Source organism: Streptomyces sp. NBC_00557 (assembly GCF_036345995.1).
Lineage (GTDB): Bacteria > Actinomycetota > Actinomycetes > Streptomycetales > Streptomycetaceae > Streptomyces.
The window spans coordinates 5,417,045-5,442,296 of record NZ_CP107796.1 but is presented as its reverse complement, the minus strand read 5'-3'; the positions used below and the strand labels follow the sequence as shown (position 1 = coordinate 5,442,296).

19 protein-coding genes are annotated in these 25,252 nt (G+C 72.3%); 2 read left to right on the top strand and 17 right to left on the bottom strand.

Going from position 1 to position 25,252, the window contains the following annotated elements; translation table 11 throughout:
• Window positions 1–3: 3 nt before the first annotated feature.
• The 3 genes from nadD to OG956_RS23740 all read right to left on the bottom strand — a co-directional run bounded on the left by nadD (window position 4) and on the right by OG956_RS23740 (window position 1,195).
• Window positions 4–699 carry a nicotinate-nucleotide adenylyltransferase gene (nadD, locus tag OG956_RS23750; RefSeq protein ID WP_330340004.1) on the bottom strand — a complete coding sequence of 232 codons (696 nt, stop codon included), beginning with the start codon at window positions 697–699 and terminating at the stop codon, window positions 4–6.
• Between the two features lie 56 nt (window positions 700–755).
• Entirely contained in the window at window positions 756–911 is a 156-nt protein-coding gene (locus OG956_RS23745; protein WP_330340003.1) for a hypothetical protein, read from the bottom strand.
• Window positions 912–1,030: 119 nt separating this feature from the next.
• Window positions 1,031–1,195, bottom strand: a complete 165-nt coding sequence (locus tag OG956_RS23740; protein ID WP_330340002.1) for a hypothetical protein — start codon at window positions 1,193–1,195, stop codon at window positions 1,031–1,033.
• A gap of 102 nt (window positions 1,196–1,297) precedes the next feature.
• Between OG956_RS23740 and OG956_RS23735 the strand changes: the two genes are divergently transcribed.
• Window positions 1,298–2,386, top strand: coding sequence for a M48 family metallopeptidase (locus tag OG956_RS23735; protein WP_330340001.1), 1,089 nt, complete (start codon window positions 1,298–1,300; stop codon window positions 2,384–2,386).
• Window positions 2,387–2,533: 147 nt separating this feature from the next.
• On the opposite strand, the gene OG956_RS23730 is transcribed toward OG956_RS23735, so the two are convergent.
• From OG956_RS23730 to proB, 5 genes are all read right to left on the bottom strand, one after another.
• A complete protein-coding gene (locus OG956_RS23730; protein ID WP_330340000.1) occupies window positions 2,534–3,604 on the bottom strand; it encodes an SCO2583 family membrane protein in 1,071 nt (356 codons plus the stop codon).
• Between the two features lie 89 nt (window positions 3,605–3,693).
• Window positions 3,694–4,257: an SCO2584 family spore wall biosynthesis protein gene (locus OG956_RS23725; protein ID WP_443065597.1), complete on the bottom strand. Its 564-nt coding sequence runs from the start codon at window positions 4,255–4,257 to the stop codon at window positions 3,694–3,696.
• A 141-nt stretch (window positions 4,258–4,398) separates the two neighbouring features.
• Window positions 4,399–5,685, bottom strand: a complete 1,287-nt coding sequence (locus OG956_RS23720) for a glutamate-5-semialdehyde dehydrogenase (protein WP_330339998.1) — start codon at window positions 5,683–5,685, stop codon at window positions 4,399–4,401.
• Between the two features lie 121 nt (window positions 5,686–5,806).
• Complete coding sequence (locus tag OG956_RS23715; RefSeq protein WP_330339997.1) at window positions 5,807–6,232, bottom strand: hypothetical protein; 426 nt, start codon at window positions 6,230–6,232, stop codon at window positions 5,807–5,809.
• Between the two features lie 120 nt (window positions 6,233–6,352).
• Window positions 6,353–7,513 carry a glutamate 5-kinase gene (proB, locus tag OG956_RS23710; protein ID WP_330342931.1) on the bottom strand — a complete coding sequence of 387 codons (1,161 nt, stop codon included), beginning with the start codon at window positions 7,511–7,513 and terminating at the stop codon, window positions 6,353–6,355.
• 222 nt (window positions 7,514–7,735) lie between these two features.
• On the opposite strand from proB, the gene OG956_RS23705 reads away from it, so the two are divergent.
• Window positions 7,736–9,133 (top strand): polysaccharide pyruvyl transferase family protein, encoded by a 1,398-nt coding sequence (locus tag OG956_RS23705; RefSeq protein ID WP_330339996.1) that lies wholly within the window; start codon window positions 7,736–7,738, stop codon window positions 9,131–9,133.
• A gap of 58 nt (window positions 9,134–9,191) precedes the next feature.
• On the opposite strand, the gene OG956_RS23700 is transcribed toward OG956_RS23705, so the two are convergent.
• The 9 genes from OG956_RS23700 to OG956_RS23660 form a co-directional block, all read right to left on the bottom strand.
• Window positions 9,192–10,397 (bottom strand): glycosyltransferase family 2 protein, encoded by a 1,206-nt coding sequence (locus OG956_RS23700; RefSeq protein ID WP_330339995.1) that lies wholly within the window; start codon window positions 10,395–10,397, stop codon window positions 9,192–9,194.
• Between the two features lie 310 nt (window positions 10,398–10,707).
• On the bottom strand, window positions 10,708–12,801 hold the full coding sequence (locus tag OG956_RS23695; RefSeq protein WP_330342930.1) for a hypothetical protein: 2,094 nt from the start codon (window positions 12,799–12,801) through the stop codon (window positions 10,708–10,710).
• A 185-nt stretch (window positions 12,802–12,986) separates the two neighbouring features.
• Complete coding sequence (locus tag OG956_RS23690) at window positions 12,987–14,483, bottom strand: bifunctional cytidylyltransferase/SDR family oxidoreductase (RefSeq protein WP_330339994.1); 1,497 nt, start codon at window positions 14,481–14,483, stop codon at window positions 12,987–12,989.
• Between the two features lie 461 nt (window positions 14,484–14,944).
• Window positions 14,945–16,375 carry an FG-GAP-like repeat-containing protein gene (locus tag OG956_RS23685; protein ID WP_330339993.1) on the bottom strand — a complete coding sequence of 477 codons (1,431 nt, stop codon included), beginning with the start codon at window positions 16,373–16,375 and terminating at the stop codon, window positions 14,945–14,947.
• 529 nt (window positions 16,376–16,904) lie between these two features.
• Entirely contained in the window at window positions 16,905–18,353 is a 1,449-nt protein-coding gene (gene obgE, locus OG956_RS23680) for a GTPase ObgE (RefSeq protein WP_330339992.1), read from the bottom strand.
• Window positions 18,354–18,460: 107 nt separating this feature from the next.
• Window positions 18,461–18,715: a 50S ribosomal protein L27 gene (gene rpmA / locus OG956_RS23675; protein WP_030605064.1), complete on the bottom strand. Its 255-nt coding sequence runs from the start codon at window positions 18,713–18,715 to the stop codon at window positions 18,461–18,463.
• Window positions 18,716–18,729: 14 nt separating this feature from the next.
• Complete coding sequence (gene rplU / locus OG956_RS23670) at window positions 18,730–19,050, bottom strand: 50S ribosomal protein L21 (RefSeq protein ID WP_028422127.1); 321 nt, start codon at window positions 19,048–19,050, stop codon at window positions 18,730–18,732.
• Window positions 19,051–19,279: 229 nt separating this feature from the next.
• Entirely contained in the window at window positions 19,280–24,058 is a 4,779-nt protein-coding gene (locus OG956_RS23665; RefSeq protein ID WP_330339991.1) for an Rne/Rng family ribonuclease, read from the bottom strand.
• 262 nt (window positions 24,059–24,320) lie between these two features.
• Window positions 24,321–25,097 (bottom strand): TIGR03936 family radical SAM-associated protein, encoded by a 777-nt coding sequence (locus OG956_RS23660; protein ID WP_330339990.1) that lies wholly within the window; start codon window positions 25,095–25,097, stop codon window positions 24,321–24,323.
• Between the last annotated feature and the right edge of the window lie 155 nt (window positions 25,098–25,252).

The window sequence follows — 25,252 nt, the reverse complement described above, 5'->3', positions numbered from 1 at the left end:
GGCTCACTCGCCGCGGTACAGCTCGCGCTTGTCGATGTAGCGCACGACTCCGTCCGGCACCATGTACCAGATGGGTTCTCCCTTGGCGACTCTCGCACGGCAGTCCGTGGAGGAGATGGCGAGGGCCGGGACCTCGACGAGGGAGACGCCGCCTTCCGGGAGGCCCGGGTCGGTCAGGTGGTGGCCGGGCCGGGTGACGCCGATGAAGTGGGCGAGGGAGAACAGCTCCTCGCTGTCCCGCCAGGTCAGCAGCTGGGCGAGGGCGTCGGCGCCGGTGATGAAGAACAGGTCCGTGTCGGGGTTGAGGGCGCGCAGGTCGCGCAGGGTGTCCACGGTGTAGGTGGGGCCGCCGCGGTCGATGTCGATGCGGCTGACGGAGAACTGCGGGTTCTCGGCGGTCGCGATGACCGTCATCAGATAGCGGTCCTCGGCCGGGGAGACCTTGCGGTGGGACTTCTGCCAGGGCTGGCCGGTGGGCACGAACACCACCTCGTCCAGCTGGAACTGCGCGGCAACCTCGCTGGCGGCCACGAGGTGCCCGTGGTGGATCGGGTCGAACGTTCCGCCCATGACGCCGAGGCGCCGCTTGCCCGTGTGGGCGGGGCCGTGGCCCGGCCGGTGCCGCCGGTACTGCGGGTGCTTCACCGTGTCGTCGGCGGTCTCGTGCGCCGGACCGGTAGGCATGTCCTGCTCTCCCATGCGTGCAGACCCTACCGGCCCGGCTTGTGACGTCCGGCCGGGGACGGGGTCCCCGCTCAGCGGTCGCGGTTGAAGCGCGTGGTGATCCACAGCAGGAGCAGCAGGATGGCCAGGGCGCTGCCGCCGGTGACCGCCGGGTTGAGGCTGTTGTGGTGTCCGCCCTCGGCTTCGGCGAGGGTGACCAAGTGGGCTGCGGTGCTGGGAAGGCTCATCTTCGGCAGGACCTAACGCGTGTGGGCGGGATAAAGATGTCGGCTCATCGTATGCGGGCGGCCCGGCGGCGATCACGCCGACTCCTCCGTTGGGCCGCACGGGGAACTTCCGCGAGCTGTCAGTCGTCTTTCCGCTTGTAGCCGCGCAGCAGGAACCAGGCGGTCAGTACGCAACCCAGGATCATCAGGACGAGGATGATGCGGAGCAGATTCCCCGCTCCGTGCTGCTTGACGGCGCTCGCGGCGGCCTCGGTCAGCCAGGCGGCTGCGGGGTGGTGCTCCATGAACGGACTCCTTCGGCTGTACTGCCCGTCCACGGTATCTCCGCCTAGGCTGGGCTCCGCCTCGGGGGCACAGTGGGCACTCACACGCACATGGGGGAAGACATGTCCGACGACGGCCGGCAGCAGACGGGGCACGAGCGCGTGCCGAGCAGGCAGCGCAGGCGCTTCCCGGGGATCTCCTCGCGTGCCTACGAGCACCCGGCCGACCGCTCGGCCCTGGTGGCCCTGCGCAAGCTGAGCGGGTTCGACACCGTTTTCAAGGCGCTCAGCGGGCTGCTGCCCGAGCGGAGCCTGAGGCTGCTGTTCCTGTCCGACTCGGTGCGGGTCTCCGAGCGGCAGTTCCAGCATCTGCACGACATGCTGCTGGACGCCTGTTACATCCTGGACCTGGAGAAGGTCCCGCCGATGTACGTCAACCAGGACCCGCAGCCGAACGCGATGTGCATCGGGCTGGACGAGCCGATCATCGTGGTCACCACGGGGCTGGTGGAGCTCCTCGACGAGGAGGAGATGCGGGCGGTCGTCGGGCACGAGGTGGGGCACGCGCTGTCCGGCCACTCGGTGTACCGCACGATCCTGCTGTTCCTGACCAGCCTCGCGCTGAAGGTCGCCTGGATCCCGCTCGGCAACCTCGCGGTCATGGCCATCATCACGGCGCTCAGGGAGTGGTTCCGCAAGTCGGAGCTGTCCGCCGACCGGGCGGGCCTGCTGGTGGGCCAGGACCTGCGGGCCTCGATGCGGAGCCTGATGAAGATCGCGGGCGGCAACCATCTGCACGAGATGAACGTGGACGCGTTCCTGGAGCAGGCCGAGGAGTACGAGTCCGGGGGCGATCTGCGCGACTCGGTGCTGAAGATCCTCAACGTGCTGCCGCGGTCGCACCCCTTCGCCACGATCCGCGCGGCCGAGCTGAAGAAGTGGGCCGAGTCGCGGGACTTCCAGCGGATCATGGACGGCCACTACCCGCGGCGCGACGAGGACAAGGACGCCTCGGTCAGCGACTCCTTCCGTGAGTCGGCCGCGAGCTACGCGAGCGATGTGAAGACGTCCAAGGACCCGCTGATGAAGCTGGTCACGGACCTCGCCGACGGTGCGGGCGACCTGGGCGGCCGGGTCCGCCGGGGCTTCGAGGGCTTCCGCAGCCCGCCCCCGCCGAAGGGCGGCGCGGCCGACACCCCGCAGGAGGGCTGACCCCGCGACGCCGGCACCGACTGCTTCGCGGCGCGCGACACCGGTGCCGGCCGCGTGCCGGACCCTGGGAACCCCGGAAACCCCACAAACCCTAGGAACCCCACAAACCCCGCGACCCCAGAAACACCCAAAGGCGGAAACTCCCCCTCACACCTTCGGCTCAGCCCCGGGGGCCAGCGTCCCGCACAGGGCCGTAGGGCTGTCCGTCTCGTAGGGATCGGTGCCCGCGGGGCCGCCGGCGCGGGCCGTCTGGCCGGCCAGGAGGGGGCGGAAGTAGGCCGTGGAGTCCTCGGCGCAGGCGAGGGGGCCCGCCTGCACGTAGGACGTGACCAGCTGGACCTGGTGGGTGCGCAGGTCGTCGCGGGTGAAGCGGAAGGTCAGCTCGCGGCGGACGGTGAACAGGGAGGCCGGCGCGTTCGCGGCGGCGCCGGTGGGGCGCAGGGCGTAGACGAAGGTGTGGTCGGCGGTGACCTCCAGGGCGCCGGAGTCGGCCTCGGTGGCCCGCAGATCGCCCTGGACGCGGATGCGGTTGTCGGCGAGCTGGGCGCGGGAGGGGTCGAGGCGGACCAGCCAGCCGGTGGGGGCGTGCCGGCCGTCCGCCGTCGGGTGGTCGAAGCTCTGGTCGAACTGGTCGAGCTGGTCGGCGTCGAGGAGGGACCGGGCGGGCTGGACGTCACGGCCGGTGAGCACCTCGGGGTAGAGCGAGGAACGGACGATGTAGTCCTTGGCGGTGGTGAGGGCGCTGACCACCTGGCTGTCGGAGAAGTGGGCGGTGCTGCGGGTGGCCGGCAGGGATATCCCCTCGGCGCCGACGTCGTACTGGGCGGCGGGGCTGTGCTTGTACAGGTACTCGGCGTCGGCGGTGCCGGGCACCTTGCCCGTCGGGGCGAGCGGGATCACCGTCGTCCGCAGGGGCTCGAGGGGGCGCCGGGCCTCCGGGGAGCCGTAGGGGTGGCGGACGCCCATGTAGATCGCGGTGCCGAAGGCGACGGCGATCAGCACGACCAGGATCAGGGCCTGGCGGGTGAGTCCGCGGTGCAGGGGCGGGCGGCGCCGTACGGCGGGCGCGTGATCGGCCATCCGCTCCTCGGCGGAGTACTCCTGGAGGCGGGCAGCGCGGACGAACGACTCGTCGAACACGACGGATCGGTACTCGTCCTCTGCGCCGCCGGGGCTGCCCTCGGGGCCGCCCTCCGGTGGGTCTCCAGGCCCGCCCATACTTTCAGAGTAGGTCGCGTGAGCCGCGGGTAAACGCCCCGCCGACGGACAACTTCTGACAGGTGCTCACCAAAAGCGGGCGCGGGCGCTCAGGGGGTTCTCGGGATGGCGGAGGCCGCCGGCTGGGAGGTGTCGGCGGAGACGGAGGGCGCGGCGGCGCTGCCCTGTTCCAGGCCGGTGGGGGCGGGTGCGGGGACCCCGTCGCGGGTGCCGGCGGAGCCGCCGCGGTAGACGGCGGCGAAGGCGAGGGCGACCATGCCGATGCCCATCACCACGGCCAGCACCCAGGCCACGGGGCGGTGCCAGCGGACCTGCTTGCCGTACCCGCCGAGGTGACGGTCGCCGAGGACGTAGGTGTCCTCCAGTTCGTCGTCCGGATCTTGGCCGAAATCGGTGCCCTCCGGGCCGTAGGCGTCGTCGTAGCGCTCGCCTCGGGCGTGGGAGCGGCGGGCCTCCGCCTCTGAGGCCTCGGCTCTGGCCTGGGCGGCGGCAAGGAGGCGTTCGACGGCGGTCGGCTCGTGGACCGTGGCCGCCTGTATGAAGGCCTCGTCGAAGACCACGGAGGCGAACTCTTCGTCCGACACCCCGTGGTCGTGGTCGTCGTCGGGCTCCCAGCCGTCAGGGAACGGCGTGCCCCCCACGTCCTCCGGCACGCATCCAGAGTAGACCTGGGGGGTCAATTTGGGCAGACGGTATGGAGATTCGTCTGACTGGTGAGACGCCTTCCGGCCGCGGCCCCGGTTCCCGGCTGTGCCGTGAGCAGGCCCGGTGACCTGCGGCCGGACGGGTGAACGTCAGGGGCGCACGTGGCCGTCGCCGGTGACGATGTACTTGGTGCTGGTCAGCTCCGGCAGACCCATCGGGCCGCGGGCGTGCAGCTTCTGGGTGGAGATGCCGATCTCGGCGCCGAAGCCGAACTGGCCGCCGTCGGTGAAGCGGGTGGAGGCGTTGACGGCGACGGTGGTGGAGTCGACCAGCTGGGTGAAGCGGCGGGCGGCCTGCTGGGAGGTGGTGACGATCGCCTCGGTGTGGCCGGAGGTCCACAGCCGGATGTGCTCGACGGCCTTGTCCAGCGAGTCCACCACCGCGGCGGCGATGTCGTGGGAGAGGTACTCGGTCTCCCAGTCCTCGGGGACGGCCTCCACGACCGTCGCCTTGGAGTCCTTGGCGTAGGCCATCACCCGCTCGTCGGCGTGCACGGTGACGCCGGCCTCGGCGAGGGCGTCGAGGGCGCGCGGCAGGAACCGCGGGGCGATGTCCTGGTGGACGAGGAGGGTCTCCGCGGCGTTGCAGACGCTGACCCGCTGGGCCTTGGAGTTGATCAGGATGTCGACGGCCATGTCGATGTCGGCCTGGGCGTCGACGTAGACGTGGCAGTTGCCGGTGCCGGTCTCGATGACCGGGACGGTCGACTCGTTCACGACGGTCTGGATCAGGGAGGCGCCGCCGCGCGGGATGAGGACGTCGACCAAGCCGCGGGCGCGCATCAGCTCGCGGACGGACTCGCGGCTCTCGCCGGGCACCAGCTGGACGGCGTCGGCGGGCAGCCCGGCGCCGCCGACGGCGTCCCGGATGACGCGGACGAGGGCGGTGTTGGACTCGTAGGCGGAGGCCGAGCCGCGCAGTAGGACGGCGTTGCCGGACTTCAGGCACAGCGCCGCCGCGTCGACGGTCACGTTCGGGCGGGCCTCGTAGATGATGCCGACGACGCCGAGCGGGACGCGGACCTGGCGCAGGTCGATGCCGTTGGGCAGGGTGGAGCCGCGGACGATCTCGCCGACCGGGTCGGGCAGCCCCGCCACGTCACGGACGTCGGAGGCGATCGCGCGGACCCGCTCCGGGGTGAGGGTGAGCCGGTCGACGATGGCCTCGCTGGTGCCGTTCTCCCGGGCCTTGGCCACGTCGCGGGCGTTGGCCTCGACGATCTCGGCGGTCCGGACCTCCAGGGCGTCGGCGATGGCGAGCAGCGCGTCGTCCTTCTCGGCGCGCGGGAGCGGCGCGAGATCGGCGGCGGCGGCCCTGGCCCGGTAGGCGGCCCGGGTGACCGGGGACATGGAGTCGTACGGCGAGAGCGTGGTCATGAGGGAAGGGTAGTGCGCGGCAGGGGCCGGCCACCGCTCATCCCGATGCGCGAGACGGCGTCTCAGGAGGGCGCGGAAGGGGCGCACCCGAGGGGCTCGGAAGGAATGCGTCCCGGGAGGCTCAGAAGGGATGCACCCCGACCGGTGTCGCGGGCCGGGGGCCGTAGCCCTCGGCGAGGCGCTGGTGGTAGGTCTCGCGGTCGATGACCTCCAGGCCGACGATCTCCCACGGGGGCAGTCCGGCGCTCTGCCGGTGCTCGCCCCACAGGCGCAGGGCGACGGCGGCGGCGTCGTGCAGGTCGCGGGCCTCTTCCCAGTACCGGATCTCCGCGTGGTCGCTCGCGTATCTGCTGGTCAGCAGGAAGGGGTGGTCGTGGGCCAGCTGTTCCAGGGCCCGCCGCAGCTCCTTGAGCGGGACCTCCGGGCCGGCGACGCTGAGGGTGACGTGCCACAGCCTGGGCAGGTCCTTGGGTTCCTCGTAGGTGTCCCCGGCCGCGACGCTCGTCAGGGCACCGCGGGTCGTCGCCCCAGGGCGCACTCGTCTCACGACGGCCTCCTTCACCCAGCGCTCGGGAACGTTTCCTGAGTCAAAGTTGAGCAGCCCGTCAGGGTCCGCGGGGCGGTTTTACGGAAGGTCCCCCACCGGAGGCCGTCGTTGCGGCAGGGTTTACGCGTGCAGGAGCACCAGGTCGTCCCTGTGTACGACCTCGCGTTCGTACGCCGGGCCGAGCTCCCGGGCCAGTTCGCGGGTCGAGCGCCCGAGCAGCCGGGGGATCTCCTTGGCGTCGAAGTTGACGAGCCCGCGGGCCACCGCGCGTCCCGAGGCATCGCGCAGTTCGACGGGGTCGCCGGCGCTGAACTCGCCCTCGACGGCGGCGATTCCGGCGGGCAGCAGCGACTTGCGCCGCTTGACGACGGCGTCCACCGCGCCGTCGTCCAGGGTCAGCGCGCCCTGCGGGGTGGAGGCGTGCTGGAGCCACAGCAGGCGGTCGGCGGAGCGTTTGCCGGTGGGGTGGAAGTAGGTGCCGGTGTCGCCGCCGCTCAGGGCCTCCGCCGCGTGGACGGCGCTGGTGAGGACCACGGGGATGCCGGCCGCGGCCGCGATCCGGGCGGCCTCGACCTTGGTGACCATCCCGCCGGTGCCGACGCCGGCCTTGCCCGCGCTGCCGATCTCGACGCCCGCGAGGTCCTCCGGCCCCTTCACTTCCGCTATCCGGGAGGTGCCGGGCCTGCTGGGGTCGCCGTCGTACACGCCGTCCACGTCCGACAGCAGGACCAGCAGGTCGGCGTGGACGAGGTGGGCGACGAGGGCGGCGAGGCGGTCGTTGTCGCCGAAGCGGATCTCGTCGGTGGCGACGGTGTCGTTCTCGTTGACGATCGGCAAGGCGCCCATGGCGAGGAGCTTGTCGAGGGTGCGGGAGGCGTTGCGGTGGTGGGCGCGGCGGCTCATGTCGTCGCTGGTGAGCAGGACCTGGCCGACGCGGATGCCGTAGCGGGCGAAGGAGGCGGTGTAGCGGGCGACGAGCAGGCCCTGGCCGACGCTGGCGGCGGCCTGCTGGCGGGCGAGGTCCTTCGGGCGGCGGCGCAGGCCGAGCGGCGCGAGACCGGCGGCGATGGCGCCGGAGGAGACGAGGACGACCTCCCGCTCCCCGCCGCCCGCCCGTCTCCCGACGCCGCCCTCGGCCGAGGCCGTCCGGGCCGCCCCCTGCTTCCGGCTCTTGGCGAGCACGTCGACCAGGGCGTCGACGCGGTCGGCGTCCAGTCCGCCGGCCGCGGTGGTCAGCGAGGAGGAGCCCACCTTCACGACGATCCTGCGGGCCTCGCCCACGGCCTGCCTTGCCCTTGTCACCTTGCCCTCTGTTCCCTCTCGGTGCCGCGCGCGGACACGGCTGCCTGAGCGGCAATCTACGCGAAGTGGATCGTCCCGCGCGCGTCGGTCCAGCCTCCGGACATGCGGTCCGTAGCGGCACCTTCACGGTTTGCACACGGCAAAAAGGTTGTACTGGTTGCGTATGGAACTTAAAGCTCTCGTCAACATAAGTTGAAGATCGTGAAACGCATTCTGCTGAGATCGGGCAAGAGCCCGTACGACGTCCTGTCCGTCGAGGAAGCCCTGCACCGGGACGTCATCGCCACCAACTCAGGCAATCTGATCTTCAGCGACGCGGCCCACAAGATCCTGCAGACACCGGACACCGAGGTGGTCTCCAACGGCATCGGGACGGACGTGACCGCTGCCGCGCGGATCAACGAGGAGTACGACGCCTTCGTCGTCCCCCTGGCCAACGCCTTCCGGCCGTCCTTCGAGGCCCGGCTGAAGCGGCTGACCCGGCTGATCTCCAAACTGAGGATCCCCGTCGTGGTCCTGGGCGTCGGCGCGCAGACCGGGGTGAACTACGACCCGTCCCGGCTGAAGCCGATGGAGCGGTCGGTGCGCGAGTTCTGCGCGGCGGTGCTGGAGCGCAGCGCGTCGATCGGGGTGCGGGGCGAGTTCACCGAGCAGTACCTGCGGGACATGGGCTTCCGTGACGTGGAGGTCATCGGCTGCCCGTCGATGTTCCTGTACGGCGCCGAACTGGACGTCCGCAAGCGGGTGCCGGCGCTGACCGCCGAGTCGCGGATCGCGGTGAACGGTTCGCACAGCGCGGTGCAGAAGCAGGGCCTGGACCGGATCATCGGCCGTACCCACGCGTGCTATCCGAACCTGCGGTTCATCGGCCAGAACCTCAGCGACGCCCGGCAGTTGCACTGGCGGGACCTGTCGGACCCCAACTCCCTGGTGACCGCCATGCCGACGCACCCGGACCACCCGATGTACCGGGAGGACAAGGTGCGGGTGTACGTCGACCCGGTCACCTGGATCGACGATCTGCGCGGCTTCGACTTCTCCTTCGGCTCGCGCATCCACGGCAACATCGCCGCGCTGCTGGCGGGGACGCCGGCCACCGTGCTGTGCGGTGACTCGCGGACGCTGGAGCTGTGCCGGTACTTCGAGATCCCGCACCGGCGGCTGGACGAGGCCGCCAAGGATCCTCGGGCGGCGGATCCGGCGCGGCTGTACGAGGAGGCGGACCTCGGCGGGCTGGTGGGCAACCACCGCGAGCGGTTCGACCGGTTCACCGGCTTCCTGGAGAAGAACGGGCTGCGGAACACCTTCACGCACGGCGACGGCGGTGCCGCGTTCGAGAAGCGGATGCGGTCGCTGTCGTTCCCGCCGGGCATCCGGCCGTGGAACGACACCGATCTCGCCTCGCTCAGCAGCCGGTTCGGCTGGCTGCACAGCCAGGTCAGCGAACTGACCCAGGCGAACGCGAAGTTGCGCAAGGAGCTGGCCCGGTCCCGCAAGGAGCAGGGCGCGCTGCCCGCACCGGCCACCTCCGTCTACCGCCGCGCCCGCCGCGTGGTGGGCCGCCCCCTGCGCCGGGCACTGCAGTCGGGCAAGCAGTAGCGCACCGGGCGGCTCGGGCACGGGTGCCCGAGCCGCCCGGTCGGCGTGAGGGCGTCGCTCAGGCCGCCGCCGTCTTGACGGTCTTCGGCGACAGGATGCGCCGGATTCTGCGCAGGACCCGGCGCGGGAAGGAGTTGGCGGCCGCCTCGCGGTATCCCTTGACGGCGCGGGCCTCGCGGGGCGCGGCGAGGTAGATCTCGTCCGGGATCCCCGCCTGCTTCGACCGGAAGTGCGGGTAGGCGAAGTAGACGCGGGTGCCGCGCTTCTCCACGACCGCGTCGGGCTGCTTCTTGGCCTTGATGAACTCGAGGACGTCCAGCAGCAGATCGGCCCGCTGCCGGGCGACCAGGTGCAGCCGCAGCCGCTCGTGGACCTTCAGCCGCCCGGCCACTCCGGGCGTCCAGTAGGCCTCCATCAGCGGCTCGGCCAGCTCCAGCTTGTGCCGGCGGACCTTCTCGCTGTCCTTGAGGAACCGCGGCCCGAACTGCGGCAGCAGGGTGATGAGGAAGGGCCGGACCATGAGCAGGTCGCGCTTGTCGCCGGCCGGCACCATGTCGGCGATCAGCTTCATCAGGGCCCGAGCGGAGTCGAAGCGCAGGGTGTAGCTGCCGCTCTTGGTGACGTGCTTGCCGTCCTCGCGGCCGACCAGGTAGTAGCAGGGGTAGTCGGCGATGACGGACACGCCGTTCGCGCGCAGGTACGCCTCCATGGTGAACAGGGCGTCCTCGCCGGTGAACAGCGACTCGTCGAACCGTATGCCGTGCCGGTCCAGCAGATCGCGGCGGAACAGCTTCTGCGCGCTCAGCGTGAACTTGATGTTGGAGGAGAAGACGTCGGTACGGCCGAGGGTCTTGCCCCACATCGACTTGGGCGGGGTGCGGTTGACGCCCTCGACCTTGCCGAGGACGACGTCCGTGCCGTTCTCGTCGGCCATGGCGACCATGCGCTCGAGGGCCTCGGGGCCGAGCCGGTCGTCGGCGTCGAGGAAGAAGACGTAGCGCCCGGCGGCCTTGGCGAGGCCGACGTTGCGGGGGCCGCTGGGGCCGCCGGAGTTCTCCTGATGGATGACGGTGAAGGGCATGGGAGCGCGGGCGGCGAACTCGTCCAGGTACTCCCCGGTGCCGTCCGTCGAGCCGTCGTCGACCGCGATGACCTCCAGGCGCGCCGGGTCGATGGTCTGTGCCTCGACCGACGCCAGGCACTCGACCAGGTACGGCATCGCTTCGTACGCCCCGATGATCACGCTGACATCAGGCTGCGTCACGGCGGTCACACTTCCCCCTTACTTACCATCAACAGAACATTTTCCCCGTAGTGCCACAAGGGCAACCTGTTAGACGAACTCCCGCTGCATGCGGTTGCCCTCCGCGGGGTGATCAGTGGCGCACGTCACACAGGTTCGGGGCTTCCACCCGACAGTACGTAGGGTCGGTAAGAGGTGCTCACCCGAGCCTCACCAGTCGGGTAAGACCGGCCGTAAGAAACCTGAACCAGGGATTGTCCCCGACGGCAACGGGCCGGCCCTCCGGGATCGCTCCCGGGGGCCGGCCCGTGCGGTGCCGGTGCGGCGGGGCTCAGCCCGCGTTCACGCCGTCCTGGTCGCCCGCGGACGCGGTCCGCTGGCCCGGCACCGCGTTGGTCAGCTCGGCGGTCTCGGCGGGGTCCGCGTTGGCGGCGCCCACCCGGGACTGCTGGCCGACGTTGCGGGCCTCGGCCTTGAGGGCGAGGTCCGCCACCGCCTTGTTGAACTGGACGATGGACGCCGGCTCGTCCGGGCCCAGCAGATAGCGCTTGAGCTCCTTGCGGGCGTCCGCCAGCGGGTCGGCGGCCGGATCGCGCACGGCGTCCAGCAGACCGCCCAGCTCGCGCGCGTCGTTGGACAGGATCACCGCGGCGCGCACGGCCGTGTTCTGCCGCTTGAACTCCTCGTGCCCGATCTCGCCGGAGTCGGTGACCGCGTACGGCTTGCCGCTCGCGATGAAGTCGGAGACCACGGAGGAGATGTCGGAGACCATCGCGTCGGAGACGTTGAAGCAGTCGTACAGGCGCGGCTCGGCGCCCGTGATGACGCGGTGCTCGTACGACGGGAAGGAGCGCCAGTAGGCGTCGTTCCACTCGGCGCGCAGCCGGGCGATCTCCTGGTGCCGGGCCACGTCGACGACGCCGTCCCGGGTGGCCTCGGCCTCGTCGCCCTTGTCCCCGCCGACGCCGGCCAGCTCGGCCAGCCGTGCCTCGATCCGGGCCAGCTCCGCCTTGGCCTGGGCCATCGCCTTGGTGTCGGCGGTGAAGCGGGAGTCGGCGGCACGCTCGGCGGCGGCCTTCTCGACCAGCGCGGTGATCCGCCGGTGCGCGGCGCCGGCCTCCTTGCTGACGGTGCCGGTGAACGGGTGCGGCTTGTACAGGACGCGGACCGGCGGATCGGCCTTGACCAGCTTCTTCACGATGTTCTCGCCGGCCAGCACGATCGAGGTGTTGCCGGGGTTGCCGTCCCAGCCCTCCCAGGTCGGCGCGTACAGAACCGTCGGGATGCGGCCTTCGGGCACGCCCTGCCAGGTCTGGATGGACGCGAGCTGCGGGCGGCCCACCTCGACGATGTCCTCGTCGCGGACGCCGACGTCGGCGATGGCGTAGCGGTCGCGGCCGGCCCGGCCGGCGGTCCACACCTCGTCGTAGACCTTGCTGTACGGGTTGACACTGGCGAGCTTGTCGCTGTCGCCGTGGCCGATGAAGACGTGCTTCATGGTGGGCACGCGCAGCAGGTGGATGTTCTTGCCGACGTTCGCCGCGTACAGGGCAACCCGCACGGTCGACAGGTCCAGGTTCATCAGGTGCACCCCTCCGGGCACGCAGATGACGGGGACCGTGGTCGGCGCGAGGTTGTTCAGGATGGCCCGCTCGCGCAGGATGATCAGCGGCCGGGTGTCCAGCTGCTCCATCGTCTCCAGCCACATGTTGACCTGGTAGGCGGAGTCCTTGGAGCCGGAGAAGTACAGCACCGTCTCGGGCTTGTAGGAGGCCAGCCAGTCGTCGACGGCGGCGAGGACGACCTCGGCCTTCGGCGGGATCTTCCGGCCGCGCACGTACGGCACCAGCACCAGCACGTACAGGACGCCGAGGCCGACGGTGAGGCCGATGCCGGCGAAGCCGGGGGCGGCCGGCGAGTCCTGCCCGGCGGAGAGCAGGATGCCTGCCATCGCGAACAGGTCGAGGTGCAGCATCTTCTCCGCGCTGCGGTGCAGCAGGCCGCGCGGCGGGGCGTCCGGGATGCGGATGCGCGACTTGAGGTCGATGTTGCGGGTGGCGACCGGCATCCGGCGGCGGTTGCGGATGAGGGTGACCAGTGCGCCGTGCGGGGCCTGCAGCCCGTAGAAGGCGATGAAGCAGGCGACGGCGCCGTAGAAGATCAGGTCGTCCGCGTGCGACAGACGGGCCAGCAGCAGGATCAGCAGCAGCTGCCGGATCAGGAAGCGGATCGACAGACCCGCCCGGATCTTGCTGAGGCGGTTGATCAGGTAGCTGCCCTTGCGGTGCAGATAGTGGTCCGCCAGGTACGTCACGGCGGCCAGGACCGCGAAGAGGGGAACGCTCGGGACGAGCGCGGCCAGCATGAGCGCCGGGAAGCCCAGGATCATGAGGGCCGCCGCGGTCAGCTCTGCCGCGCTGCCCACCCGGGCGACGCGAATAGCGGTGGATATCACGGAGAAACCTGCTCTGGGAGGGGAGTGCCGGTTTTGTTCATTAATGCCGGAGGAGTGCCGGTAATTCGGAAGATGTACGGATTCAGGCCTCTGCTAACGCCCGGTGAATGAGCGACGGCAGAGGCCTGAAATTCCTTAAAGCTATTGACGAATTATTACATGCCGTCCTGGCGGTCCAGAACAGTGGCCAGCGCCTGCTCGAAGCCGGACGCCTTGGCCGCGCCCGCCGTCGGGTCCTGCTGACGGACGTCGATGACATGCCCCGTCAGCTCCGACAGCAGCACGTCGAGCGACGTACGGGCCACGGCCTCGGAGGACAGCAGCGTGCCCGCGGGCTCCTGGCCGAAGGCCTTGGTGCGCATCGGGGTGGCGGTGCGCTCGGGGTTGACGCAGTTGACGCGGATGCCGTCGGCGGCCCACTCGTCGGACAGCGCCTGAGTGAGGTTCACCATGGCGGCCTTGGTGGAGGAGTACAGGGAGTACTCGGCGCGGCCGCGGGTGTAGCTGCTGGAGGTGTAGAGCAGCAGCTGGCCCTTGGTCTCGGCGAGGTACTTGTAGCTGGAGCGCGCGATCTGCACCGGGGCCAGGTAGTTGACCTTCAGCGCCTCCTCGATGGTGGCGTTGTCGGTCTCGGCGAGCTTGCCGATGCGCAGCACGCCGGCGGTGTTGACGACGTAGTCGATCCGGCCGGTCTCCGCGTACGCCTTGGACAGCGCGTCGTCGACCTCCTCCGGGTTCTCCACGTGGGTGCCGGTGGTGGAGCGGCCCAGCGCGTAGACGTTCGCGCCGTAGGACTCGGCGAGTTCGGCGATGTCCTTGCCGATGCCGTAGGAGCCGCCGAAGATGACGACCGTCCTGCCGGTCAGCAGCTCGCGGTAGACCTCCTCGCCCTTCTGCTCGGGGGCCGCGGTGGAGGCGAGCTGGAACAGCTTGTCGGCGATGAAGACGTCGACCGGCTGGGTCACCTTCATGTTGTACTCGTCGCCCGCGACGACGTGGATCGGCACGTCCGGCAGGTACTTGAGCACGACGGAACAGTCGTCGGTGGCCTGGAAGTTGGGGTCGCCGGCGGCGATCTCGTAGGCGCGGCGGATCGTGGACAGCTTGAAGGCCTGCGGGGTCTGGCCGCGGCGCAGCCGGGAGCGGTCCGGGATCTCGGTGATGAACTCGCCGTCCTCGCCGTGCGTGCGCGTGACGATGATGGTGTCCGCGGACGGGATGGCGACGTCCACGGCCTGGTAGCGCTCCAGCGCGGCCACGCAGTCGTCGATGACGCGCTGCGAGAGCAGGGGGCGTACGGCGTCGTGGAAGAGGACGTTGAGGTCCTCGCCCTCGGCAAGTCCCTCGCCCAGCGCCGAGATGGCGCGCTCGGTGGTCTCGTTCCGCGTGGAACCGCCCTCGATGACCTTCTTCACCTTGGTGAAGCCGGCCTTGGCGACGATCTTCTCCACGTCCGGGACGTAGCCCGGCGCCATCAGCACGATGACGTCGTCGATCGAGTCGGCCTTCTCAAAGGTGGTCAGGGTGTGCTCGATGACTGCCTTGCCGGCGATCTTCAGCAGCTGCTTGGGGATCGACAGACCCACCCGCTGACCGGTGCCACCGGCCAGGATCACTGCGGTGGTTCGGGGCTTGGCTATGTGCTGGGACACAGGTGACCTACCTTGGGGCGTCAGGGAACCGTGAAATGGTCCCACTTTAGGTAAGCGCAGTGCAAGGTGAGCGACATCCCATGCATATGTGAGCGCAACCTGTCATTCACCTTGTACCCCAGGTGATTGGACCCAGGCTCCGCGAACCGCCCGTGAATTTGCTGTGAGTAAGTCCACAGGTCCGTCACGGGCTTGCCCGCACGCTCCGCCGGTACGGCGCCGGGCCCCGCACTCCGCGTCCGGGACACGATCTTCACGGGCCCGAACGCGGGACGGCACGCGTTCTTCATACCGGGCACGGCGCGGCCTCGCACGAGGCGGTAATACGGCTCGCCGATGCGCCCCATTGCCGCGGAATTCGACATCAAGATTTCGCAGCTTTTCGGTCTCGGCGAGAACAAGAGAACGGTTGGCGGGGCGAAAGAACGCGGTGCTGTTCCCGTGCACCGGCGCCGGGCCGGTCAGCGGGGGAAGGCGGTGCCGAGGCCCGCGCTGGAGGCGGTCGTGCCGAGGGTGCCCGCGGTGACCGGACAGGAGCCCTGGGCGGTCGTACGGCCCGGGAACACCCAGAACCCGCCGGCGCCGGAGTTCTCCCCCGGCGCCCCGGCCACCGGCTCGGCCCTGCCGTCGCCGTCGCCGTCCACCAGGTGCACGGCGGCCCCGAACACGTCCCCCGACTCAGCGGCCCCCGGCACGCCCGCGCTGTCCTGGCTGAACACCCTCGTCCCGGCGCCGGTCGCCCCCGCCCGGCCGCCCGGCACGAGGGCGAAGGTGCCGGCGTTCCTCACGTGCCCGAAGTCCTCGTACGGGATGCCCGCGAGGATGTCGGCGAAGCCGTCGCCGTCGACGTCCCGGACGGACACGGACCGGCCGAAGCCGTCCCCGGCCTCCTGGACGCCGGGCACCCCGGGCGTGTCCTGGGTGATCACCTGCGGCGCCCCGGTGCCGAGGCCCCGCTCGCCGGCGTAGAGGATCCGCAGCGAGTCCTCGCCGACGACGAGGTCGGCGCGGCCGTCGCCGTCGAGGTCGCCGAGCGCCACGGCGTCGGCCTTCGGCCCGTACAGGTCCTTCAGCTCGACGGGGGCCCGCAGCCCGTCGCGTCCGCCGCGCGCGGTGAACACGTAGTTGCCGTAGTTGCCCTCGTCGTCCCAGTCGTAGGTGCGGGCGATGGTCACGATGTCGTCGATGCCGTCGCCGTCGGTGTCGCCGGCCGCCGCCGCGACCGTGTTCAGGTCGCCGTCGGTGAAGTCCGCGCCCTCCTGGACGCCCGCGGGGCGGCCGTCCCGGCCGAACGGGCCGAGCAGGACACGGCCGTTGCGCGCGAGGTCCTGGTGCCCGTCGCCGTTGAAGTCGCCGGCGACGGTCAGCCAGGCCTGGCCGATGCCCGTGCCCTCGGCGGGCAGCACCCGGCCGGAGGCGAACCCCCCGGGGCCGCCCCACAGCACGGTCCGGCTGCCGGCCCGGTCGACGCCGTCCTGCTGCCACCGCTCGTTCCCGGCCTCCACCAGCAGATCGCTGTAGCCGTCCCCGTCGAGGTCGGCCGTCACCAGCCGGGAGCCGAACAGGTCGTCCTTCTCCGCCACGCCGGGGACACCCGGGGACGCCTGCGTATAGACCTTCTTCGCCGACAGACCGTGCGCGGACCCGTACAGCACGGCCACATAGCCCGCTCGGGTCACACCGCCCACCGTGGCGTACGGCGCGCCGACCGCGAGGTCCTCGTAGCCGTCGCCGTTGAAGTCCGCGCGCAGGTGCGCGGCGGGACGCTGCGGGGCGGCGCTCGCGGCGGAGGCCGGCAGGACGCCGGCGGCGGCCAGGGCGACACCGGTGGCGATCGCGAACGTGCGCCGGTGGAAGGGCCGGAAGGGGCGGGGCTGAGGCGACTGGGACACGTCGGCTCCGGGAGTCGTGACGACGGGGAGATGCGGCGCGGCGAGGCACAAGTACCTCTCCGCACCGCACAGTTCGACTCACCGGAGTGAGGCGGGGTTGCCCTGGAGTGCACATGGAGTTCGACCGGCGTTCACCCCGACGGCTGTCCGGCGGCCGCGGGGAGGCCGGCCGGACCGACAGCGGGGCTGCGGGGGCCGTCCTCTGCCCGGACCTCCCGAAGGCGCTCTCGGACGGCCCCCACGCGGGGTCGTCGACGACGCGCTCGCGGGCGACCCAAGCAGCCCGCAGACTGTACCCGAGGCACCCCCGGCAGCCCGCAGACGGCACCGAGGCCCCCCAAGAGCGACCCGGAAACGGCACCCGGGGCACCCCGGCAGCTCGCAGACCGTACCCGAGGCCCCCCAAAGCGACCCTGAAACGGCACCCGAGGCACCCCCAGGCGGCCGCCGAGCATCCCTGATCACGGTCAGGCGGCCGCCGGGCATCCCTGATCACGGTCAGGCGGCCGCCGTGGCCGGCCGGGCTCTGCTACTCGAACGGGTCGAACTCGTCGTACTCCCGCAGTGCCTCGTCGCGCTCGGCCTGCTTGTCCCGGCGACGCTGGGCCGCTGGCCTCGGCGCGTCGAGGCGGTGGTCCTCGCCGCGGCGGCCCAGCATCTCCGCGCCGGCCATGACCGTCGGCTCCCAGTCGAAGACGACCGCGTTCTCCTCGGGGCCGATGGCGACGCCGTCGCCGCTCCGGGCGCCCGCCTTCATCAACTCCTCTTCCACACCGAGGCGGTTGAGGCGGTCGGCGAGGTAGCCCACGGCCTCGTCGTTGTTGAAGTCGGTCTGGCGCACCCAGCGCTCCGGCTTCTCGCCGCGCACCCGGAACAGCGGCTCGCCGCCGACCTCCTCGCGGGTGACGGTGAAGCCGGCGTCGTCGACGGCCTTGGGCCGGATGACGATCCGGGTCGCCTCCTCCTTCGGCTTCGCGGCGCGCGCCTTGGCGACCAGCTCACCGAGCGCGAAGGACAGCTCCCGCAGGCCGATGTGGGCGACCGCCGACACCTCGAAGACGCGGTAGCCGCGGGCCTCCAGGTCGGGGCGGACCATCTCGGCGAGGTCCTTGCCGTCGGGCACGTCGACCTTGTTCAGGACCACGATCCGGGGCCGGTTGTCGAGGCCGCCGTACTGCCGCAGTTCCTCCTCGATGACGTCGAGGTCGGAGACCGGGTCGCGCTCGGACTCCAGGGTCGCGGTGTCGAGCACGTGCACCAGCACGCTGCACCGCTCCACATGCCGCAGGAACTCAAGGCCCAGGCCCTTGCCCTGGCTGGCACCGGGGATGAGGCCGGGCACGTCGGCGATGGTGTAGACGGTCGAACCGGCGGTGACGACGCCCAGGTTCGGCACCAGCGTGGTGAACGGATAGTCGGCGATCTTCGGCTTGGCCGCACTGAGCACGGAGATCAGCGAGGACTTTCCGGCGCTCGGGTAGCCGACCAGGGCCACGTCGGCGACGGTCTTCAGCTCCAGCACGATGTCCTGCACGTCGCCCGGCTCGCCGAGCAGCGCGAAGCCGGGCGCCTTGCGGCGGGCGGAGGCCAGCGCCGCGTTGCCGAGGCCGCCGCGGCCGCCCTGTGCGGCGACGTACGAGGTGCCGTGGCCGACGAGGTCGGCGAGCACGTTGCCCGCCTTGTCCAGCACGACCGTGCCGTCCGGCACCGGCAGGACCAGGTCCTGGCCGTCCTTGCCGGAGCGGTTGCCGCCCTCGCCGGGCTTGCCGTTGGTGGCCTTGCGGTGCGGGGAGTGATGGTAGTCGAGCAGCGTGGTGACCGACTGGTCCACGGTGAGGATGACGTCGCCGCCACGGCCGCCGTTGCCGCCGTCCGGGCCGCCGAGCGGCTTGAACTTCTCACGGTGGACGGAGGCACAGCCGTGGCCTCCGTTACCCGCGGCGACATGCAGTTCGACGCGGTCCACGAAGGTGGTCATGGTTCAGTGCCTCCAGAAAAAGTACGGTTTGTCTTTGCTCAACACGCGAAAGGCGGACCCGCTTCCCTCAGGGGAAGTGAGGTCCGCCTCGCGAAGAAACCGTTCGGTCAGGCGACCGGAACGATGTTCACGACCTTGCGGCCGCGGTGGGTACCGAACTCCACCGCACCGGCCTGCAGGGCGAACAGCGTGTCGTCGCCGCCACGGCCGACACCGGCGCCGGGGTGGAAGTGGGTACCGCGCTGGCGGACCAGGATCTCACCCGCGCTCACGACCTGACCGCCGAAGCGCTTCACGCCGAGCCGCTGGGCGTTGGAGTCGCGACCGTTCCGGGTGGACGATGCGCCCTTCTTGTGTGCCATTTCTCCTCAGTCCCTTACTTCGCAGCCGTGGGGATCGACGTGACCTTGATCGCCGTGTACTGCTGGCGGTGGCCCTGCCGACGGCGGTAGCCGGTCTTGTTCTTGTAGCGCAGAATGTCGATCTTCTGGCCCTTGTGGTGGTCCACGACCTCGGCCTGGACCTTGATGCCGGCCAGCACCCACGGGTCGCTGGTCACGGAGTCGCCGTCGACAACGAGCAGGGTCGAGAGCTCGACCGTGTCGCCAACCTTGGCCGTGGAAATCTTGTCAACCTCAACGATGTCGCCGACAGCAACCTTGTGCTGGCGACCACCGCTGCGCACGATGGCGTACACGCGGATCTCACTTTCGCTCGAAGAAACGGCACCCCCGCAGGCCAGCCGCCCAGAAACACGCGGGCGACCTCTCCCGGCCAAGCCTGCCCGGGAGGAAGAGGTTTACGGGGATGTGGCGTGCTCAGTGGACACGCCGACGGTCAAGGTTACGGGGCCATGACCTGGAGGGTCAAACCGGGCCCCGCCGGGTGTGGGGCCGGTCACCCGGACCGGCCCCACACCCCGGGTGTCAGCCCTCGTCGGAGGGGTCCGCGGCGGCGGAGGCGGCGCTGGTCTTCTTCGCCGCGGCCGTCTTGGCCGCCTTCTTGGCCGTGGCCTTCTTGGCCGTGGCCTTCTTCGCCGTGGTCTTGGCCGCCGTCTTCTTCGCCGCGGTCTTCTTCGCGGTGGTCTTCTTGGCGGCGGCCTTCTTCGCCGTGGCCTTCTTGGCGGTCTTGCGGGCCGCCTTCTTGGCCGGCGCCGTCGCCTCGGCCGCCTCCTCGGCCGTGACCTCGCCTGCGGGCGCCTCGGCCGCCTCCGCGGCGACCTGGGCTTCCGCGGTGGCCGGGGCCTCGGCGGCGGGCGACGGGACGACCACGACGGCCGCTTCCTCCGGCGCGGTCGGCGCGGTGGCCTTGCGCACGGCACGGCGGCGCGGGCGGGCCGGGGCCGCGCTCTCGGCGGCCGCCGGAGCCTCCGCGGGCGCCTCCTCGGCAGCCGGGGCCGACGGTGCGGGAGCCTCGGGGGCGACCGTCACCACGGCCGGCTCGGCCCCCGCCGGGGAACCGGCCGGCGCCGACGCCTTCCGGGTGGCACGACGGCGCGTACGGCCCTTGGGGGCGGCCTCCTCGGCGGGCTCGGCCTCGGGCGCCGGGACCACCTGGTCCTCGACGGCCGCGGGTTCGGCCAGGGCCTCGGCGGCGGGCTCCGGCCGCACCGGGCGTGCCGCCGCCTCCTCGGCGGTGACCTCCTGCGCGGTCGGCGCCTCGGCGGCCACGGCGGCCTCGGGCTCCGCGGCCTGCTCGGCCCGTTCCCGGCGGGCCTCCGCCTTCGGCGCGCCCGCCGGGGCCTGTGCCCGGCGGCCGGCCCGGCGGCGCGTACGGCCACGGGTGGCCGCCGCCTCCGCCTCGGCGACGCTGCTGTACAGCTCCTCGTCCGGCGCGAAGTCGGGGGCCGGGAGGGCCACCGGCTCGGCGGCCTCGGCGGCCACCTCGGCGGCGGTCTCCACCTCGGGCTCGACGGCCTCGCCGGTCTCCACGGCCACGGCGGCGGTCTCGTGCACGTGCTCGGTCGCGTCGGCGCCGCGCCCGCGCTTCTTGCGCTTGCCGCCGCCGTTCGCGGACGGCTGCTCCAGGTGCACGATGACGCCGCGGCCGTTGCAGTGGACGCAGGTCTCGGAGAAGGACTCCAGCAGGCCCTGGCCGACCCGCTTGCGGGTCATCTGCACCAGGCCCAGCGAGGTCACCTCGGCCACCTGGTGCTTCGTGCGGTCACGGCCCAGGCACTCCAGCAGGCGGCGCAGCACCAGGTCGCGGTTGGACTCCAGGACCATGTCGATGAAGTCGATCACGATGATGCCGCCGAGGTCGCGCAGCCGGAGCTGGCGCACGATCTCCTCGGCCGCCTCCAGGTTGTTCCTGGTGACCGTCTCCTCCAGGTTGCCGCCCTGGCCGGTGAACTTGCCGGTGTTGACGTCGATGACGACCATCGCCTCGGTCCGGTCGATCACCAGCGAACCGCCGCTGGGCAGCCAGACCTTGCGGTCCAGGGCCTTGGCGAGCTGCTCGTCGATCCGGTAGGTGGCGAAGACGTCGACCTCGGAGGTCCACTTCTGCAGCCGGCCCGCGAGGTCCGGGGCCACGTGCGAGACGTATCCGTGGATGGTCTCCCAGGCCTCGTCACCGCTGACGATGACCTTGGAGAAGTCCTCGTTGAAGATGTCGCGCACGACCCGGACGGTCATGTCCGGCTCGCCGTACAGCAGCGTCGGGGCGTTGCCGTTCTTCGACTTCTTCTGGATCTCCTCCCACTGCGCCTGCAGCCGCTCGACGTCCCGGCGCAGCTCGTCCTCGCTCGCGCCCTCGGCGGCGGTGCGCACGATGACGCCCGCGTCCTCGGGGACGATCTTCTTGAGGATGGCCTTCAGCCGGGCCCGCTCGGTGTCGGGCAGCTTGCGGCTGATGCCGGTCATCGAGCCCTCGGGGACGTACACGAGGTAACGGCCCGGGAGGGAGACCTGGCTGGTCAGACGGGCGCCCTTGTGCCCGATCGGGTCCTTGGTGACCTGCACCAGCACCGACTGCCCGGACTTCAGGGCGGACTCGATACGGCGCGGGCCGCCCGACATGCCGAGCGCGTCGAAGTTGACCTCACCCGCGTACAGGACGGCGTTGCGGCCCTTGCCGATGTCGATGAAGGCCGCCTCCATCGACGGCAGCACGTTCTGGACCTTGCCCAGGTAGACGTTGCCGACGTACGAGACCGCCTGCTCCTTGTTGACGTAGTGCTCGACGAGCACGCCGTCCTCCAGGACGCCGATCTGCGTGCGCTCGCCGTGCTGGCGCACGACCATCACGCGCTCGACGGCCTCGCGGCGGGCCAGGAACTCGGCCTCGGTGATGATCGGCACGCGGCGGCGCCCCTGCTCACGGCCTTCCCGGCGGCGCTGCTTCTTGGCCTCCAGGCGGGTCGAGCCCTTGATGGACTGCACCTCGTCCGACGGCTCGGCGGGCTTGCGCGGCTCGCGCACCTTGACGACGGTGCGCTCGGGGTCGCCCTCACCGGGCTCGCTGTCGACGGAGGTGTCACCGGCGCGACGGCGACGGCGCCGGCGACGGCGGCTTCCGGCGGTCGAGGGGGCGGCCTCCTCGCGGGCCTCCTCGACGTCCTCTTCCTCCTGCTCGGCGGTGTCCTCGGCGTCCTGCGCGGCCTGTTCGGCGGCCAGTTCCTCGGCCTCCGGCTCCGTACCGTCGCCCTCGCCCTCGGCGGCGTCCCCGCGACGGCGACGGCGGCCGCCGCGACGACGACGACGGCGCGAACCGGACTCCTCGAAGCCCTCGGCGCCCTCCGTCTCCTCGCCCTCCTCGGCCTCTTCGGCCTCCTCGGTCTCGGCGGGCTCCTCCGGCTCCGCAGCCTCGGCGGCGGTCTCGGGGGTCCGGGTCTCCTCGGCGGCGCCCCGGCGGCGACGGCGGCGGCGCGTGCCGGTCTCGGCGCGCTCCTCGGCCGCGTACTCCTCGGGCTCCTCCGCCTCGGCGGCCTCGGCGGCGGCCTGAGCGGCGGCGCGCTCCGGGGTCTGGAACCTGGGCTCGGTGAACACCGGCGGCTGGAAGACGGCGACGGCCGGGCGGGCGGGCCGGCGCGGGGCCTCCGGCTCGGCGGCCTCGCTCTCGGCGGCCGGCGCGGGCTGCGGCGGCTGCGCCGGCTCGGCGAAGCCGAACGCCGGGCGCACGGCGCGACGGCGGGCGCGGCGCGGGGCGGCCTCCTCCTCGGGGGCCTGCGCCGCGGGAGCCTGCGGCGCCTGGGCGGCGGGGGCGGGCTCGGTGGTGTGCGTGGTGACGGGGGCCTCCGGGGTCTGGGCGCCGGCGCCGGTCTCCTCGGACTCGGCGGGCTCGGCGGTGTCGGCGGCCGGAGCACCGGCGGGCGCGGTCGCCCTGCGGGTGGCCCGGCGGCGGGTGCGGCGCGGGGCCGCCTCTTCGGCAGCCGGCGCCTGGGCGGCTTCCGCGGTGTCCTCCGCTTCCCGGACGGCCCCGGCGGCGGGGGCCTCCCCGGCGGCCTCGGCGGCCTCGGCGCCCTTCGGGGCGCCGGCGGGCGCGGAGGCCCGGCGGGTGGCCCGGCGCCGCGGACGACCGGCAGCGGCCTCCTCGGCGGCGCCGCTCACCTCGGCGGAAGCGGGGGCTTCGGCGGCGGGCTCGGCGACGGCCGGGGCTTCCGCGGCGGCCGGGGCTGCCTGGACGGCGGGCGCTTCCTGGGCGGCGGCGGGCTCGGCGGTCTTCGGGGCGCCGGCGGGAGCCGACGCACGGCGGGTCGCACGGCGGCGGGTACGGGCGGCCGGTGCCGCCTCCTCCGCGGCGGCGGGCTGCTCCGGCGCTTCGGCGGCAGCGGCTGCGGACGACTCGGTGGTGGCCGGGACCACGGTCTCGGCGGCCTCCGCGGAAGCCGGCGCACCGGCGGGGGCGGACGCGCGGCGCGCGACCCGACGGCGCGGGCGACCGGCGGAAGCGGCCTCCGCGGCGGCGGGCGCCTCCTCCCCGGCCTGCCCGGCCTCCGCGGCGGCGGACTCGGCGCCGGCGGCGCCGGCCGTCTCACCGGTCTCCGCGGAAACCGGCGCACCGGTGGGCGCGGACGCGCGGCGCGCGACCCGGCGGCGGGTACGGGCGGCCGGTGCCGCCTCTTCGGCCGGGGCCTGCGCCTCGGCAGCGGCGGTGGCCTCGGCAGGCTCTTCGGCCACGGGAGTCTCGGTGGGCTGCGCGGTCACCGCGACCTCGGCGGCACCGGACACCGCACCGGTCGGCGCGGAGACGCTGCGCGTGGCACGGCGGCGGGCGCGGCGCGGCGCGGCCTCCTCGCCGACGACGACCTCGCCGCCCTCGGGCACGGCGGCGGGCTTCTCCGTCTCGGCGGCGGGCGCGGCCGGTACGACGGTCTCGGCGACCACGGCGGAGGACGGCGAACCGGCGGGCGCGGACGCGCGGCGGGTGGCCCGGCGCCGCGGACGGCCGGCGACGGCCTCCTCGGCGGCGGGCGCCTGGACGGCTGCCGCCGCCTCGCTGCTCTCCTGCGCCGCGGCGGCCTCCGTGACCTCTTCGGTCTCTTCGGTCTCGTCGGTGTTCTCGGTCCCGACGGCTCCGACGGCCGCGGGGACCTCGTCCGGGTCCGCCGCCGGTATGGCCCGCACGGTCACCTCGGCGGGTGCCTCCGCGGTGCTCGGCGGGCCCGCCGGGCGGGAGGCGGCACGGCGACGCCTGCGCGGGGGCAGGGTGTCGCTGGGTGTGTTCAGTTCGGAACCCTTGGTGGGTTCGGTCGGCTCGAGCATGCGGGCGTTTCTCCCGTCAGGCTCCCGGGCGCCGCACCTGGTCCGGCGTCGGTCTCGGTGGACCGTACGCCGGTGACGTCCGCGGCCCGCGTGATCCGCGGTGGCCGCCGTCCGGGGCGCGGGCGCCGCTCGGGAGCACTCTGTGTCCTGTCTCGCCGGTTCCGTACGCCTTGTCGGTACGGCCTGGCGAAAGTCTTCTGGTCGGTGCGCTGCCCGACCCAGGTGGCTCCCGAGTACGAGGGCGGCGCTACGACGTCCGTCCCTACGCGGGACCTTCCGGCGTCGGCGCCGTCGCGGCGGCGGCCGGTGCGGCCTTCCGGGCCTCGGCTGCCTCGCGGTCGGGCGCGAGCGGGTCGGTCACCGTGCCGGTCTCTTCATCGAACAGCCCCTGCGCCAGCCTGGTCACCGCTGCGGGGACCGGCGGCGCCAGGTCGGCCACGGCGCGGAGACCGGACAGGACGTCGTCGGGTCGTACGGCAGGCGTCACGTGCCGAACAACCAGCCGCAGTATCGCACAGGGCTGGTCGCCAGGCCTATCAGCCGGAGAACCGTGCGTTTCCAGGCTCACCACCGCCGGGCGGGCGTCGAAGGTGCGGACGCCGTTCTTGGTCATCCGCTGGACCTCGACGGTCCCGGCCCGGTTGAAGGCGTCGACCGCGCGCTCGGCGTCGGCCGGGTCGACGCCGTCCAGCCGCAGCTCCCAGACGGAGGCCGTCAGCCGGTCGGCGAGGCCGGAGGTCCGTGCCTCGACCGCCTCGACGATGTCGAGCCCGGCGGGCATCGACTCGTCCAGGAGGACGCGCAGGGTCTCCGGGTCGCGCGGTGCGGTGAGCGCGATCTCCAGGTACTCCGCCTCACTGCCCGTGCCGGTGGGTGCGGCATTGGCGTACGACACCTTCGGGTGCGGCGTGAACCCGGCCGAGTACGCCATGGGCACCTCGGCGCGGCGCAGCGCACGCTCGAAGGCGCGCTGGAAGTCTCGGTGGCTGGTGAACCTCAGGCGGCCGCGCTTGGTGTAGCGCAGTCGGATGCGCTGCACCGCGGGTGCGGGCGGCGGGCCTTCGGGCTGTCGCTTGCCCAGTGTCCTAGTCCTTCGTGAGTGCGGTCGTACTGCTACCAAGAGTACGTGTCGCGGGCCCGTGAGGTTCCCGCCGGTCCGCCGCGGCCGGCTGCCCGGGCTCGCCGGACAGCATC